Consider the following 12,565-nt stretch of genomic DNA (forward strand, 5'->3'; position numbering starts at 1 on the left):
TGGGCGGCTGGGTCTATGGTCGGCTCCACTCAGGAGATCGACAGATGCCACCCATGCGCATTGCCCTGCACTGCCTCGCGGCCCTCGCCATCCTGATGGGCTTCGTGTGGATCGGGCAGGGCTCGGGTCACTTTCCCTATCCAGCGTCGAGCTTCATGATCGATCAGAGCCCCTGGATCATTTATGGCGCCATCCTTGCACTTGCGGGCGTCGCAGGTCTGATACTGTTGCGTCGGCGCTGAGGACCGGCAGAAACAGTGAGGGCCCAACCGGCGGGTGGGCCCTCAAGATCTTCCTGTGGTCGCACTCAGGCCTGGCGATAGGCCCGGATCGCTGCGGCGACGTCGACAGGCTGGCGTTCCGCACCTGCGGCAAGAGCAGAGGTCGCCGGCGATTCCGAGGTCTCTGCACCCGAAAGCAGCCCGGCGATGATGCGGGCCTGCGAGACTTCCAATGCCCGCTCGCGCGCCCTGTTCAGGCTCTGGTCGATCAGGGTGGTCACCTGCTGAGCGAAGTCGCTTGCCGCGCCTTCAGGGCTGACCCGCTTCCCGCGATATTCGGCCAGTGCTGCGGCCTCGATCGCGTCTTCTGCCGACACACGCTCGCTCGCCGGTGCCGCCGTGACCGGGCGGTCGCTCGCAACGGGTGAAGGCGTGGTCGCCGTGGGGCTTGCTTCGGGTGCTGTGTCTGCTTCGGGGCCGGTCGCTGCGTCTTCTGCGACTGCCTCATCGGCGACGGCCGTGTCGTTGGAAACGGAAGTGTCTTCAGGAGCGGCCTGAGGTTCGGTCTCAGAAGAGGCCGGCTCCTCGCCAACCGGTGTAGGTTCCGCGTCGGCTTCCGTCTGGGCTGGTGGCGTCTCGGCGGTCACCTCTTCAGGAGCGCCACTGCCCTCATCGACCGCAGGTGATGGTTCGCCCGTTTCTTCTGACGGAGCCGGTTGATAGGTGCCGTCGTCGATATCACCGGGCGCTGCCGCTTCCGGCTCCTGATAGGATGGCTGAGTGGATTCGGAGGGTGGCGGTGAAGAGGTCGAGCCCGATGTCGTGCCAGACGACGGACTGGTCGTGGTTCCGGACGAGCCGGAACCGAAAAGTATGGGGGCGAGCATGATGGTCCATGAGGTTGGAGTGTATCGTCGGCACCCCTAATACAAGCAGTCTCTTGACCGACCGTCGCTTTCGTTCATGCAGTTTATGTCAAATACCCCGGATATTAAGGGGGATGTCAGACGTCCTGATAGAGGCGCGCTGCCATCGGCGCGGCCTCCAGATCGAGCTCATCGTTGAAGCCCTCGAGCTTTGTCAGGAAGTGGTCGATGATCCGGCCGTAACTGGCATTGCGAGAGCGCGGCACGCGCGCGCGCTCTTCGGCGATCGGTTCGGGTTCGGTCACGAAAGCTGCAGGATCAAGCGCCAGCAGCATCCGGTCTTCATGTCCGGCATCTGTCATCACGGGAACTCTCATCTCCCAGGTTTCTCACGTTTGAGTAAACCCAAGAGATTTCCAACCCGTTCAGTCGATCGCTCTCATTTTAGCGAATTCGAATTTGATGCCGGTCATAGATGTGCTCAGATCGATTTCGCCGCCCCGCCATCGACCCGCAACATGGTGCCGGTAATGTAGCTCGCTGGACCGGAGCAGAGGAAGGCAGCGGCGGCGGCAAACTCCTCGACGCGGCCGAGCCTCTGGGCGGGGATGGACTTGACCGATGCCGCGCGCACTTCGTCCAGCGACTTGCCCTGCTTCTTGGCATTGGCGCCATCAAGCTCGTCGATACGGTCCGTGTGGATGCGGCCGGGCAGGATCATGTTGGCGGTGACGCCGTAAGAGGCGAGCTCTGCCGAGAGTGTCTTATTCCAGCCGACGAGGGCACCGCGCAGCGTGTTGGAGAGGGCAAGGTTCGGGATCGGCTCGAAGACGCCCGACGAGGCGACGGTGAGGATGCGACCGAAGCCTTGCGTCTTCATCAAGGGTGCGAGCGCATTGGTGAGCGTGATGACGCGGACCACCATGGACTGGAAGAAGTTGTAGAGCTTTTCGGCATCCATGTCCTCAACGGTGCCAGGCGTCGGCCCACCGGTATTGTTGACGAGAATGTCGATACCGCCGAGCGTGTGGTGAACCGCGTGCAGCATCTGGTCGACGAAATGCGCATCGGCGAGGTCAGCCACCACATAATCCGCCTTGCCGCCAGCAGCCCTGATCGCCTCGACATTGGCTTTCAGCTTTTCTTCCGTGCGTCCGCAGATAAGGACATGGCATCCCTCCGCCGCAAGCGCCTTCGCGATGCCGAGGCCAAGACCGCGCGAAGCGGCGAGCACGAGGGCGCGTTTGCCGGAAATACCGAGATCCATTGTGTATCCTCCCATGGATGCGATGTGTTTGTTGACAGTCTATCGGTGCCTGACCGCGATCGAAACCCCTGCGATCTGCGGATCAACCGGTTTCAGAACGGCACCTTGCCCGGATTGAACAGGGCGTCGGGGTCGAGCATGGTCTTGATCTGACGCGCAAGCGCCTGTTTCACCGGATCGACATGGGCGAGATAGGCGGCGCGCTTTTCGAGGCCAACACCGTGTTCGGCGGAGAAGCTGCCGCCCGAGGTGCGGATGCCATCATAGACCGCCGCCTCGACGGCCGTCTTCAGCTCAGAGGGCAGGGGCCCGGTAGCGGCGATCGCGATATGCAGGTTGCCGTCGGCAATATGGCCGTAGACATAGGCTTCGAGGCCATCGCCGATCGCGTTGAGACGATCCGTCAGTCCGGCGACATAGCCGTCCAATGCGGAGGGCGGCATCGAAACGTCGAAGGATGGCGCATTCGGAAACGCGGCGAAGTAGAAGCCCGAATCCTCGCGAATATCCCAGAAGCGGCGCGCCTGATCGGAGGACTGGGCGACGATCCCGCCCTGAAGTTCTGCCTCCTCCCAGATCTCGGCGAGTTCTGCCTCGAGAAGCGTGGTTGCAGCCTCTGCAGTCTCGCCTGAGACCTCCAGCAGCAGCACCGGCGCATCCTTCTCCAGCCAGGACAGGTCGAAGCGCTTCAGCGCTGCGTGATCGCGCACATAACGCGGCCACATCATTTCGGCGGCTTCCAGCTGGAGTGCCCCATGGCGCCGCAGCCGCGCAGCGACCCGCAACCCGCGGCTCGCATCGGGCACGCCGAGGAGCGCCACGGCACGATGCGGGCGGATCGGCTCGACCTTCAGCACGAGCCGCGTGACGAAACCGAAGGCACCTTCGCTGCCGATCAGCAACTGTTTCAGATCCGGCCCCGCCGACACCTTCACCACCCTGGTCATGTCGGAGAAGACTTCGCCCGAGGGAAGGACGGCTTCCACACCGAGGATCTGATGGCGCATCACGCCATTGCGGAAGGCGAGAATGCCGCCGGCATTGGTCGCAGCCATTCCCCCGATCGTTGCTGAACCACGCGAGCCGAGATCGATGCCAGTGGTCAGCCCATGCGGTTCCAGTGCCGCTTGCAGGGCTTCAAGCGTGACGCCGGCCTCCACTTCCACCGTTTCCTCGTCCGGATGAATGGCGAGCACCCGGTTGAGCCGGGCGCCGGACAGGATGATTTCACCCGCATGGGAAACGCTGCCGCCGACAAGTCCGCTGACCCCGCCTTGCGGCACGATCGCAACGCGGTTTGCCCTGCACCAGGATACGAGTGCCGCTGCCGCTTCCGTCGAGCCGGGCTGTGCCATCACGCCGGCATCAAGGTTCGCCGGATCTTCTCCGGGATGGCGACCGACAAGTGCCTCGGGGCTGAGGATCCGGAGGTCCGGATGCAGGCCGTCAAGTGCTGAGGTGATGTCGAGCGGCGAGAGGGTCCGGTGCGAAGACATGGTGCAAGCCTGTACTGTTCGCGGCTTCTTCGCTTGAAAATCCGGTGACCGCAAGTCGTTAAGCTGCCAATCCAGACCTCTCCAGCCGCTCAAAGCTCGGCCGGGAAGCCGGATGCCCGAAGATCGCTGCCGACAGCGTCTTCCAGGAGCTTCACCACTTGCGACGACCAGGCGTCGCCGCCATAGGCCGAACGGGCACGGATGAAGGTCTGCATCGCATGGGAAGCGAGGTCGAGCGGAACGCCGAATTCGCGGCCGAAGCCGAGCGCAAAGCCGAGATCCTTCACCGCGAGATCCATGGTGAAATTGATGTTGTAGCTGCCGTTCAGGATCACCTGGCCCTCGGTCTCGTGCACGAAACTGTTGCCCGAGGAGGCCTTGATGATGTTGAAGGCATCGGTGAGATCGATGCCGCCCTTTTTCGCCAGCATCAGCGCCTCGCCTGTGGCGATCAGGTGGATGAAGGCGAGCATGTTGGTGATCACCTTGATCACGGCTGCCTTGCCGAGCGGACCGGCGCGGAAAATCCGCTTGCCCATCGCCTGGAAGGCCGGCAGGTGCTGATCGTAAAGGTCTTCGTCGCCGCCAATGATGACGGTGATCTCTCCGGAGGCTGCCAGATGCACGCCGCCGGTGACGGGGGCTTCGAGCATTCTCACGCCGGCATCGGCCGCGATCTTGCCGAGACGCAGGACCTCCTGCTCGTCGAGGGTGCTCATTTCGATCCAGGTGGCGCCGGACTTCAGACCTTTCAGAATGCCGCGCTCGCCTGTCAGAACGCGTTCGCTGACCTTGGGCGAGGGCAGGCAGGTGATGACGGCATCCGCGATTTCGGCCACAGCTTGAGGATCGGCTGCAAACCGGGCGCCGGCTGCCACCAGCTCCTTGGCATTGTCGGGATCGAGGTCGTTGACCACCACGGTGAAGCCGGCCCTGACGAGACTGCCGGCGAGATGACGGCCAAGATGCCCGAGCCCGATGAAACCATATGTGAGTGCCATGTCGTCTTGTCCCCCGCTGGCGTTTGTCGCCAGACTGCGACAAAGCGCGGAAGCGTTCAAAGGCAGATTTTGGCCTGCGACGAGATTTGACGCAGGCGGAACACGCTGCTGCACTTTTCGTTGGTGACAAGCGAGGCGCGGCCAACGAGGAGCAGCGTGACCGCGGCGAAACCGTCGCATTGACCCTTACGTTCACGTAAGATATTCTTCTGCTTCACACCGCCCTGCCGGAATTTGCGCCTCGGCGCGTCGCGCTTCGGCTCGACAATCCGGTTGGGTTTTGTCAAGGAGGAGGGCGGAACGCACCGCCTGGCGAGGAATGACCGATGAGCACCGAGATGGAACTGCCTGAACGCGAAAGCATGGAATTCGACGTCGTGATCGTGGGCGCAGGCCCCGCAGGTCTGTCGGCTGCGATCCGTCTGAAACAGGTCAATCCGGATCTGACCGTTGTCGTGCTCGAAAAGGGTGCGGAAGTCGGCGCACATATTCTCTCCGGTGCCGTGGTCGATCCTGTAGGCATCGACCGGCTGATCCCCGGCTGGCGCGAGGAAGCCGATCACCCATTCAAGACGGAAGTCACCGACGACCAGTTCCTCTTCCTCGGTCCGGCCGGTTCAATTCGCCTTCCCAACATGCTGATGCCGCCGCTGATGAACAATCACGGCAATTACATCGTCTCGCTCGGCAATGTCTGTCGTTGGCTGGGCGCTCATGCAGAAGCGCTCGGCGTCGAGATCTATCCGGGCTTTGCCGCAGCCGAAGTGCTCTATAACGACGAGGGCGCGGTCATCGGCGTTGCGACCGGCGACATGGGCATCGAGAAAAACGGCGAGCCAGGCCCGGCCTATACCCGCGGCATGGAGCTGCTTGGCAAATATGTGCTGATCTCGGAAGGTGTACGCGGTTCGCTCGCCAAGCAGCTGATCGCCAAGTATGATCTCTCGCGCGAAAGCGACGTGCAGAAGTTCGGCATCGGCCTGAAGGAACTCTGGCAGGTCAAGCCCGAGCACCACAAGCCGGGTCTGGTCCAGCATTCCTTCGGCTGGCCGCTCGGCATGAAGACCGGTGGCGGCTCCTTCCTCTATCACCTCGAAGACAACATGGTCGCCGTCGGCTTCGTCGTGCACCTGAACTACAAGAACCCCTATCTCTACCCCTTCGAGGAGTTCCAGCGTTTCAAGACCCATCCCGCCATCGCCAAGACCTTCGAAGGCGGCAAGCGCCTGTCCTACGGCGCCCGTGCGATCACCGAAGGCGGTTACCAGTCGGTGCCAAAGCTCTCCTTCCCCGGCGGCGCGCTGATCGGCTGTTCCGCCGGTCTCGTCAACGTTCCCCGCATCAAGGGCAGCCACAATGCCGTGCTCTCGGGCATGCTGGCGGCCGAGAAGATCGCGGACGCAATTGCCGCGGGTCGCGCCAATGACGAGCCGATCGAGATTGAGAACGAATGGCGCTCGACCGACATCGGCAAGGATCTGAAGCGCGTGCGCAACGTCAAGCCGCTCTGGTCGAAGCTCGGCACCGCGCTCGGCGTCGGCCTCGGTGGCATCGACATGTGGATGAACCAGCTCCTCGGCTTCTCCTTCTTCGGCACGCTGAAGCACGGCAAGACCGATGCGGAATCCCTGGAGCCGGCGGCAAACCACAAGCCGATCGCCTATCCGAAGCCGGATGGTGTGTTGACCTTCGATCGCCTCTCTTCGGTGTTCCTCTCCAACACCAATCACGAGGAAGACCAGCCGGTCCACCTCAAGGTTAGGGATATGGACCTGCAGAAGCGCTCCGAGCTCGGCGTCTATGCCGGTCCGTCGACCCGTTACTGTCCGGCGGGCGTCTATGAATGGGTGGAAAAGGACGGCGAGGAAACCTTCGTCATCAACGCCCAGAACTGCGTCCACTGCAAGACCTGCGACATCAAGGACCCGAACCAGAACATCAACTGGGTGCCGCCACAAGGCGGCGAAGGGCCGGTCTATCCGAACATGTAAATGTTCGGGAGGCAAGCCCGCACGGACCGCCGCTGACAAATTGGCGGCGAAGGGCCGGTCTATCCGAACATGTGAGGATTGAAAGGGCGGTCGAGAGGCCGCCCTTTTTTTGCGTTGCGGAGCCGTGTCGCCACCAACCTCCGCCCCATCTTCGCCATCGATCTTAACGAGCCCCTTCAGATTTAACCCGGCATTAACCATAAATTCCTAGGCTCCTCGGCAACGAATCGTAATCCCGAGGACGCCTGAAACATGACCATTTCCCGCCGCGGTCTCCTGTTTGGCCTGCCGCTCTTCATCGCCGGCTGCCAGTCCGTTCCCAACCAGCAGGCCCTTTATGGCGACGTGCCGAACGAGCCGTATCCGCTGAAGAAGGTGCCGATCGAGAAGATCAAGCCCGAGCTCCGTCGTCAGGAAGTGGCTTACGAGACGCCGCACGCTCCAGGAACAATCGTGGTCAATACGCCCGAGCGCAGGCTCTATCACGTGATGGGCAATGGTCGGGCCATGCGCTACGGCATCGGCGTCGGTCGCGCGGGCCTTGCTCTTTCCGGCAACGCCTATGTCGGTCGCAAGGCTGAATGGCCGAGCTGGACGCCGACCCCCAACATGATCCGCCGTGATCCCGAGCGGAACCTGAAATATGCAGGCGGCGTGCCCGGCGGCCCGAACAATCCCCTCGGCGCCCGGGCCATGTATCTCTATCGTGGCGGCAACGACACCATGTTCCGCATTCATGGCACCAACCAGCCCTGGTCGATCGGCCAGGCCATGTCTTCTGGCTGCGTCCGCATGATGAACCACGACGTAATCGATCTCTATGCCCGCGTCGATGTCGGCAGCAAGGTCGTGGTGATTCAGGCCTGATCGGCGCTTAGAACTTCCCGTCTTTATTGTGGCGCTGGTTCTTCGATCAGCGCCACTTTGCTGTGATCAATTTGCCCTGTCTTGTCACACGCAGTCACGAGTCTGCCATCGCACTTGAGGCTCCAAGCCTTCGCCCCAATCTCCCCGCAGTGAAACTTTTCGGCGCGCGGATGCGTCGAATGTCCTGTTGACGCTGTGTCGACCAATTCCGGTCGGCCGGAGGCTTTTTTCGCCGACCGATCAGGACTAAGTGGGAACAGACGTGCCGGGTACCGCTGCGTCGAAGATTTGAGAAGGGATTTTGAATGGCTCGCGATACGAACGCCGGCTTGTCGGACCTGGGTGGTTGCCAGATCGAGGCGACCCTGCAGCTGCTCGACGGCAAATGGAAGGGCGTGATCCTCCACCATCTCCTCAAGGACGAAGTGCTGCGCTTCAACGAACTGGTGAAGCGCCTGCCATCGATTACTCATCGCATGTTGTCGAAGCAGTTGCGCGACATGGAGGTCGCCGGTCTCGTCGCCCGCACCGTCTATCCGGTCGTGCCGCCGCGCGTGGATTATTCCCTGACCCCGCTCGGGCGCAGCCTTGAGCCGGTGCTTCAGGCGATTGGGCGCTGGGGCCAGGAGAACCTCGTGGCGGTCGAGGATGCGGCGCTGAAGCCGAGTGAGAGCCCGACCGGTAGTGCCGCCATCATGCGCTCCGCTGCCTGATCCCGGCCGTCAGCCTGTGGGTGGGCGTCGGGACAAGAGGCCGGTCGATAGCAGCACGCCGAGCCCGGTGACGACAGCCGCAACCAGGACCGAGATGCCGAGCGGCTCCGCAAGCAGCACGGCACCGCCAGTGGCCGCAGCCACCGGCGTAATCGCCGTATAGGCGGCAGCCTGGGTTCCGCCAAGCGCGCGAACCGCCGTTCCATAGAGCAACGTCGCGACCAAGCCCGACAGCAGGCCCTGTGTGACGGATTGCAGCGCGATTTCCCCCAAAGGTGCCGTCAGGAACTGCGTGCCGACGAAGGGCAGTGCGGCAAGATTGAGGATGGTCGACCAGATGCAGATCAGCGCGGCGCCCTCGAAGGCATCGAGTCCGCTGCGGCGGAAGGAATGGGTATAGACGGCCCAGAGCGTCGCGCCGATGGGAAGGATGGTGAAGCTGATCCAGCCGAGCCCGTCGCTCCCCAGATTGCCCGCGAGCAGAATGCCGCCGCCTGCGAGGATCGCAACCATGCCTGCCTTGCGCCATCTGTCGGGTCGTTCGCCGAGGAATGCCATCCCGATGACTGCGACCGCAAGCGGCATCAGCCCCGGCAGCAAAACGCCGGCGGCCGAGGCCGGTGTATGGCGCATGCCGAAGGCAACGATCTGAAAGAAGGGCGCGCCGGAGCCGAGAATCATCAGGCCGAGTGGTCCCATGGCGCCCTTGGGAAACAACCCGGTACGCCACCAGACCGGGGCCAGCACGAGCGCCGGAATACCATAACGCAGAAGACTGAGGTCGAGGGGGCCAAGCCCGGCGCCGACGCTATGGCGTGTGGAAACCAGCCACGACGCCCAGATGAGTACGACGGACAGCGCCGACAATGCACCCAGCGCTGAGCGGCCGGAGCCGGGAAGGGGAGTGGTGCCGACGGCGGACATGGGTGCTCCAGAAGATGATGCTTGCGTCCAATCTTATGCCGTTCGCTCTGACGTGTCCTTGCGCAATGCACGCCCCACGGTTAGCAATTTGGCAGAATATGCCAAAAAGATGCGCTGGAGTTTCAATTGCTGCCAAAGCTCGACAAGTTCGATCACGCCATCCTCAAGCTTCTGCAGGATGACGCACGCACCACCAATGTCGAGATTGCCGACAAGGTCGGCCTCTCGCAATCGCCTTGCCTCAGACGTATCAGGCTCATGGAAGAAAGCGGGATCATCCGCGGCTATCGTGCCGATCTCGACCGTCGGATGCTCGGGCTTGAACTCACGGTCTTCGTCGCCTTCAAGGTGGCGCGCCACACGCGCGAGAATGCCGATGCACTGCACGAGGCCTTGCTCGACATTCCCGAAGTCGTTGCCTGCTACATGATCTCGGGCGAGTCCGATTTCCTGGCAGAAGTCGTCGTTGAAAATCTCTCGGCTTACGAGGCCTTGCTCACGGAGAAGCTGCTCGTCTTGCCCAACGTGACCGACATCCGGTCAAATTTTGCCATCAGGAGCGTCAAGACAGGCGCGCCGCTGAAGCTCCCGGTTCTCACCTGATCGCGGAAGAGGTGGCCGCCGCAGTGACGGCGGCCGACAAGAACTGGCTCAGGCCGGAAAACCCTCCAGCACGATCTTGCCGCGCGTACGGTTGCTCTCGATTAGCCTGTGCGCCTCGCGCAGGTTTTCTGCCGTGATCGGCCCGAGCACGGTATCGAGCGTCGTTCGGATTTTTCCCGCGTCGATGAGTTCGGCAACATGCGTCAACAGCTTGTGCTGCTCGATCATGTCAGGCGTCTGGAAGACCGGCCGGGAGAACATGAACTCCCAGTGCAGGGACACGACCTTCTGCTTGAAGGCCAGGATGTCGAAGCCTTCGGGAAAGTCGTCGATCAGGCAGATGCGGCCCATCGGCGCGATGATCTCGGCCATCGCCAGCCGATGCTGGCCACTATGGGTCACCGAGAAGATGAGACCCGGCGGGTCGATGCCGAGCGAGACAAATTCCTGGGCGAGCGGCTTGCTGTGGTCGATGACGTGATCGGCACCGAGAGACTTCGCCCAGTCCGCCGTCTCCGGACGCGAGGCGGTGGCGATGACGGTAAGGTCGGTCAGTTCCTTGGCAAGCTGGATGGCAATCGAGCCGACGCCGCCGGCACCGCCCGTGATCAGGATCGACCGTCCGGCGCCAAGGACGGGATCGCTCACCTTCAGTCTGTCGAACAGCGCCTCGTAAGCGGTGATGGCCGTCAGCGGCAGGGCGGCGGCTTGCGCGAAGGAGAGCGTCTTTGGTTTCAGGCCCACGATCCGCTCATCAACGAGATGATATTCGGCATTGGTTCCCGGACGATTGATCGCGCCGGCGTAGTAGACTTCGTCTCCTGGCTTGAAGAGGCTGACATCCGGACCGACGGCCTTGACCACACCCGCCGCATCATAGCCCAGGATCCGGGCTTCGCCGGCCGGCGGCGTCTGGTTGCGGCGAACCTTGGTATCGACGGGATTGACCGAGACGGCCTTGATTTCGACGAGGAGATCGTGACCTGCCGCCTCCGGCACGGGTTGCTCGAGATCGACAAGTGCCGTCTCCGAGGTGATGGGCTGGGGCGTGTGGAATCCGATGGCGCGCATGGAGAAATCCTGTCTGGCGTTAGAACGCTACCCATTAAGGGCATAGATTGGAGTTCTGCAAGAATGCACATTTTCTGTCTGTAGGCACAGACATCAACCTCGGTTCACTTGAGGATGCCGTCCATGTCACGCCCTCGTGCCTGGATGGCCAGCAATTTCCCGGCTGCCCCCTCGAGTGGACCCTGCAGACCGCCTCAACTGCGCGACGGCCTCTTTTCCAAAGCAACGGAAATCAGGAAGATGATCAGGCCGAAGGCCGAGAGCACCGATCCGACATAGCCGGTGGCGGCGTAGCCATAGCCGGCGGCAATCACCATTCCGCCGAGCCAGGCGCCCAGCGCATTGGCAATGTTGAAGGCGGAATGATTGGTGGCGGCGGCGAGCGTCTGCGCGTCGGCTGCCACATCCATGAGACGGGTCTGCACGGCCGGGCAGGCGGCAAAGCCGCAGCCGGTGAGGAAGACGCAGATGCACAGCATGATCGGATTGTGTGCGGTGAGCGAAAAGACCGCCATCAGCACGATATTGAAGGCGAGCATGCCGCCGATCGTCCCCTTCAGTGAATAGTCGGCCATCCGGCTGCCGACGATATTGCCGACATTCATGCCGATACCGAAGAGGGCAAGAACCACGGCCACCATGCTGGCCGGGAGGCCGGCAGTGTCGGTCACGGTCTTGGCGATATAGCTGAAGATCGCAAACATGCCGCCGAAGCCGACGGCAGCGACTCCGAAGGACAGCCAGACCTGGAGGCGCCCAAAGGCCGAGAGTTCGCGGCGGATGCTGGCACCTTCCGCGACTTCGTCCTTCGGCAGATAGAGCGCGATCAGGGCAACGGTGAGCGCCGCAATCGCTGCCACCAGGAAGAAGGCGGCCCGCCAGCTCATCAACTGGCCGAGGAAGGTCGCGATCGGCGTGCCGATGAGTGTGGCGATGGTGAGGCCCAGCATGACGCGGCCCACGGCGCGCACACGACGGTTCGGCGGCGCCATGGAGGCCGCCACCAGCGCCGCCACACCGAAATAGGCGCCATGCGGCAGGCCTGTGACGAAGCGCAGCAGGGTGAAGGTCGAGAATTCGGTGGCGAGCGCACTGGCGAAGTTGCCGACAGCGAAGAGGCCCATCAGCATGAGAAGCAGCGTTTTGCGCGGAAGCTTGGCGGCAAGTGCTGCAATGATCGGTGCGCCGATGACGACGCCCAGCGCATAGGCGCTGATTACATGGCCTGCCTGCGGCACCGTTACCCCATAGCTCTCTGCGACCTCGGGCAGAAGGCCCATGATGACGAATTCCCCCGTGCCGATTCCGAAGCCGCCGGCGGCGAGCGCCAGTTCGATCAGCAGGATGGTGCTGGCTGTCAGCGTTTGCGGCGCACGCCCATCTGAATCGAGCGGGCGGGCCAGGGTCGAACAATCGGTCATGCAAACACCTTGCGCGCCGGCGCGGGATGCGTGGCGCAAAAGCTTCTTCAGGAAGCGGCGATGGAAGAAAGGCCCTGAGGCCGGCTGAAATGGGAATTGTTATTTATCATATCGGTGTGCGCTG

The 12,565-nt window shown here is 62.5% G+C and carries 14 protein-coding genes; 5 read left to right on the forward strand and 9 right to left on the reverse strand.

What is annotated here, in order from left to right; genetic code table 11:
- The first annotated feature begins 53 nt into the window (after positions 1-53).
- Positions 54-242, forward strand: coding sequence for a hypothetical protein (locus D4A92_RS13875; RefSeq protein WP_203019970.1), 189 nt, complete (start codon positions 54-56; stop codon positions 240-242).
- Positions 243-307: 65 nt separating this feature from the next.
- Here D4A92_RS13875 and D4A92_RS13880 read toward each other — a convergent pair whose 3' ends face one another.
- The 6 genes from D4A92_RS13880 to D4A92_RS13905 all read right to left on the reverse strand — a co-directional run bounded on the left by D4A92_RS13880 (position 308) and on the right by D4A92_RS13905 (position 5,138).
- Entirely contained in the window at positions 308-1,108 is an 801-nt protein-coding gene (locus D4A92_RS13880) for a hypothetical protein (protein WP_203014166.1), read from the reverse strand.
- A 116-nt stretch (positions 1,109-1,224) separates the two neighbouring features.
- Complete coding sequence (locus tag D4A92_RS13885) at positions 1,225-1,449, reverse strand: hypothetical protein (RefSeq protein WP_203014169.1); 225 nt, start codon at positions 1,447-1,449, stop codon at positions 1,225-1,227.
- A 119-nt stretch (positions 1,450-1,568) separates the two neighbouring features.
- Entirely contained in the window at positions 1,569-2,354 is a 786-nt protein-coding gene (locus D4A92_RS13890) for an SDR family oxidoreductase (RefSeq protein WP_203014172.1), read from the reverse strand.
- Positions 2,355-2,446: 92 nt separating this feature from the next.
- The gene (locus tag D4A92_RS13895; protein WP_203014175.1) at positions 2,447-3,850 is read right to left on the reverse strand and encodes an FAD-binding oxidoreductase; all 1,404 of its coding nucleotides are present in this window, start codon (positions 3,848-3,850) and stop codon (positions 2,447-2,449) included.
- Between the two features lie 89 nt (positions 3,851-3,939).
- Entirely contained in the window at positions 3,940-4,851 is a 912-nt protein-coding gene (locus D4A92_RS13900) for an NAD(P)-dependent oxidoreductase (protein ID WP_203014178.1), read from the reverse strand.
- A 56-nt stretch (positions 4,852-4,907) separates the two neighbouring features.
- Entirely contained in the window at positions 4,908-5,138 is a 231-nt protein-coding gene (locus D4A92_RS13905) for a hypothetical protein (RefSeq protein WP_203014180.1), read from the reverse strand.
- 39 nt (positions 5,139-5,177) lie between these two features.
- On the opposite strand from D4A92_RS13905, the gene D4A92_RS13910 reads away from it, so the two are divergent.
- The 3 genes from D4A92_RS13910 (at position 5,178) to D4A92_RS13920 (ending at position 8,422) form a co-directional block, all read left to right on the forward strand.
- Positions 5,178-6,842, forward strand: coding sequence for an electron transfer flavoprotein-ubiquinone oxidoreductase (locus D4A92_RS13910; RefSeq protein ID WP_203014183.1), 1,665 nt, complete (start codon positions 5,178-5,180; stop codon positions 6,840-6,842).
- A gap of 252 nt (positions 6,843-7,094) precedes the next feature.
- The gene (locus tag D4A92_RS13915; RefSeq protein ID WP_203014186.1) at positions 7,095-7,709 is read left to right on the forward strand and encodes a L,D-transpeptidase; all 615 of its coding nucleotides are present in this window, start codon (positions 7,095-7,097) and stop codon (positions 7,707-7,709) included.
- A 305-nt stretch (positions 7,710-8,014) separates the two neighbouring features.
- The gene (locus tag D4A92_RS13920) at positions 8,015-8,422 is read left to right on the forward strand and encodes a winged helix-turn-helix transcriptional regulator (RefSeq protein ID WP_203014189.1); all 408 of its coding nucleotides are present in this window, start codon (positions 8,015-8,017) and stop codon (positions 8,420-8,422) included.
- A 9-nt stretch (positions 8,423-8,431) separates the two neighbouring features.
- Here the strand turns inward: D4A92_RS13920 and D4A92_RS13925 are convergent, their stop codons facing one another.
- Positions 8,432-9,346, reverse strand: a complete 915-nt coding sequence (locus D4A92_RS13925; protein ID WP_203014192.1) for a DMT family transporter — start codon at positions 9,344-9,346, stop codon at positions 8,432-8,434.
- Between the two features lie 129 nt (positions 9,347-9,475).
- Here D4A92_RS13925 and D4A92_RS13930 point away from each other — a divergent pair, with 129 nt between their 5' ends.
- Positions 9,476-9,949 (forward strand): Lrp/AsnC family transcriptional regulator, encoded by a 474-nt coding sequence (locus D4A92_RS13930; RefSeq protein WP_203019972.1) that lies wholly within the window; start codon positions 9,476-9,478, stop codon positions 9,947-9,949.
- A 48-nt stretch (positions 9,950-9,997) separates the two neighbouring features.
- On the opposite strand, the gene D4A92_RS13935 is transcribed toward D4A92_RS13930, so the two are convergent.
- Positions 9,998-11,020 (reverse strand): zinc-binding alcohol dehydrogenase family protein, encoded by a 1,023-nt coding sequence (locus D4A92_RS13935; protein ID WP_203014195.1) that lies wholly within the window; start codon positions 11,018-11,020, stop codon positions 9,998-10,000.
- Between the two features lie 194 nt (positions 11,021-11,214).
- Positions 11,215-12,441 (reverse strand): MFS transporter, encoded by a 1,227-nt coding sequence (locus tag D4A92_RS13940; RefSeq protein ID WP_203014198.1) that lies wholly within the window; start codon positions 12,439-12,441, stop codon positions 11,215-11,217.
- Positions 12,442-12,565 lie beyond the last annotated feature (124 nt).

It is taken from the genome of Rhizobium rosettiformans (genome assembly GCF_016806065.1).
Lineage (GTDB): Bacteria > Pseudomonadota > Alphaproteobacteria > Rhizobiales > Rhizobiaceae > Allorhizobium.

What these genes read in the sequence shown, in the direction of transcription:
- D4A92_RS13875 (WP_203019970.1), top strand. Translation starts at nt 54, where the DNA reads ATGCGCATTGCCCTGCACTGCCTCGCGGCCCTCGCCATCCTGATGGGC.
- D4A92_RS13880 (WP_203014166.1), bottom strand. Translation starts at nt 1,108, where the DNA reads ATGCTCGCCCCCATACTTTTCGGTTCCGGCTCGTCCGGAACCACGACC.
- D4A92_RS13885 (WP_203014169.1), bottom strand. Translation starts at nt 1,449, where the DNA reads ATGACAGATGCCGGACATGAAGACCGGATGCTGCTGGCGCTTGATCCT.
- D4A92_RS13890 (WP_203014172.1), bottom strand. Translation starts at nt 2,354, where the DNA reads ATGGATCTCGGTATTTCCGGCAAACGCGCCCTCGTGCTCGCCGCTTCG.
- D4A92_RS13895 (WP_203014175.1), bottom strand. Translation starts at nt 3,850, where the DNA reads ATGTCTTCGCACCGGACCCTCTCGCCGCTCGACATCACCTCAGCACTT.
- D4A92_RS13900 (WP_203014178.1), bottom strand. Translation starts at nt 4,851, where the DNA reads ATGGCACTCACATATGGTTTCATCGGGCTCGGGCATCTTGGCCGTCAT.
- D4A92_RS13910 (WP_203014183.1), top strand. Translation starts at nt 5,178, where the DNA reads ATGAGCACCGAGATGGAACTGCCTGAACGCGAAAGCATGGAATTCGAC.
- D4A92_RS13915 (WP_203014186.1), top strand. Translation starts at nt 7,095, where the DNA reads ATGACCATTTCCCGCCGCGGTCTCCTGTTTGGCCTGCCGCTCTTCATC.
- D4A92_RS13920 (WP_203014189.1), top strand. Translation starts at nt 8,015, where the DNA reads ATGGCTCGCGATACGAACGCCGGCTTGTCGGACCTGGGTGGTTGCCAG.
- D4A92_RS13925 (WP_203014192.1), bottom strand. Translation starts at nt 9,346, where the DNA reads ATGTCCGCCGTCGGCACCACTCCCCTTCCCGGCTCCGGCCGCTCAGCG.
- D4A92_RS13935 (WP_203014195.1), bottom strand. Translation starts at nt 11,020, where the DNA reads ATGCGCGCCATCGGATTCCACACGCCCCAGCCCATCACCTCGGAGACG.
- D4A92_RS13940 (WP_203014198.1), bottom strand. Translation starts at nt 12,441, where the DNA reads ATGACCGATTGTTCGACCCTGGCCCGCCCGCTCGATTCAGATGGGCGT.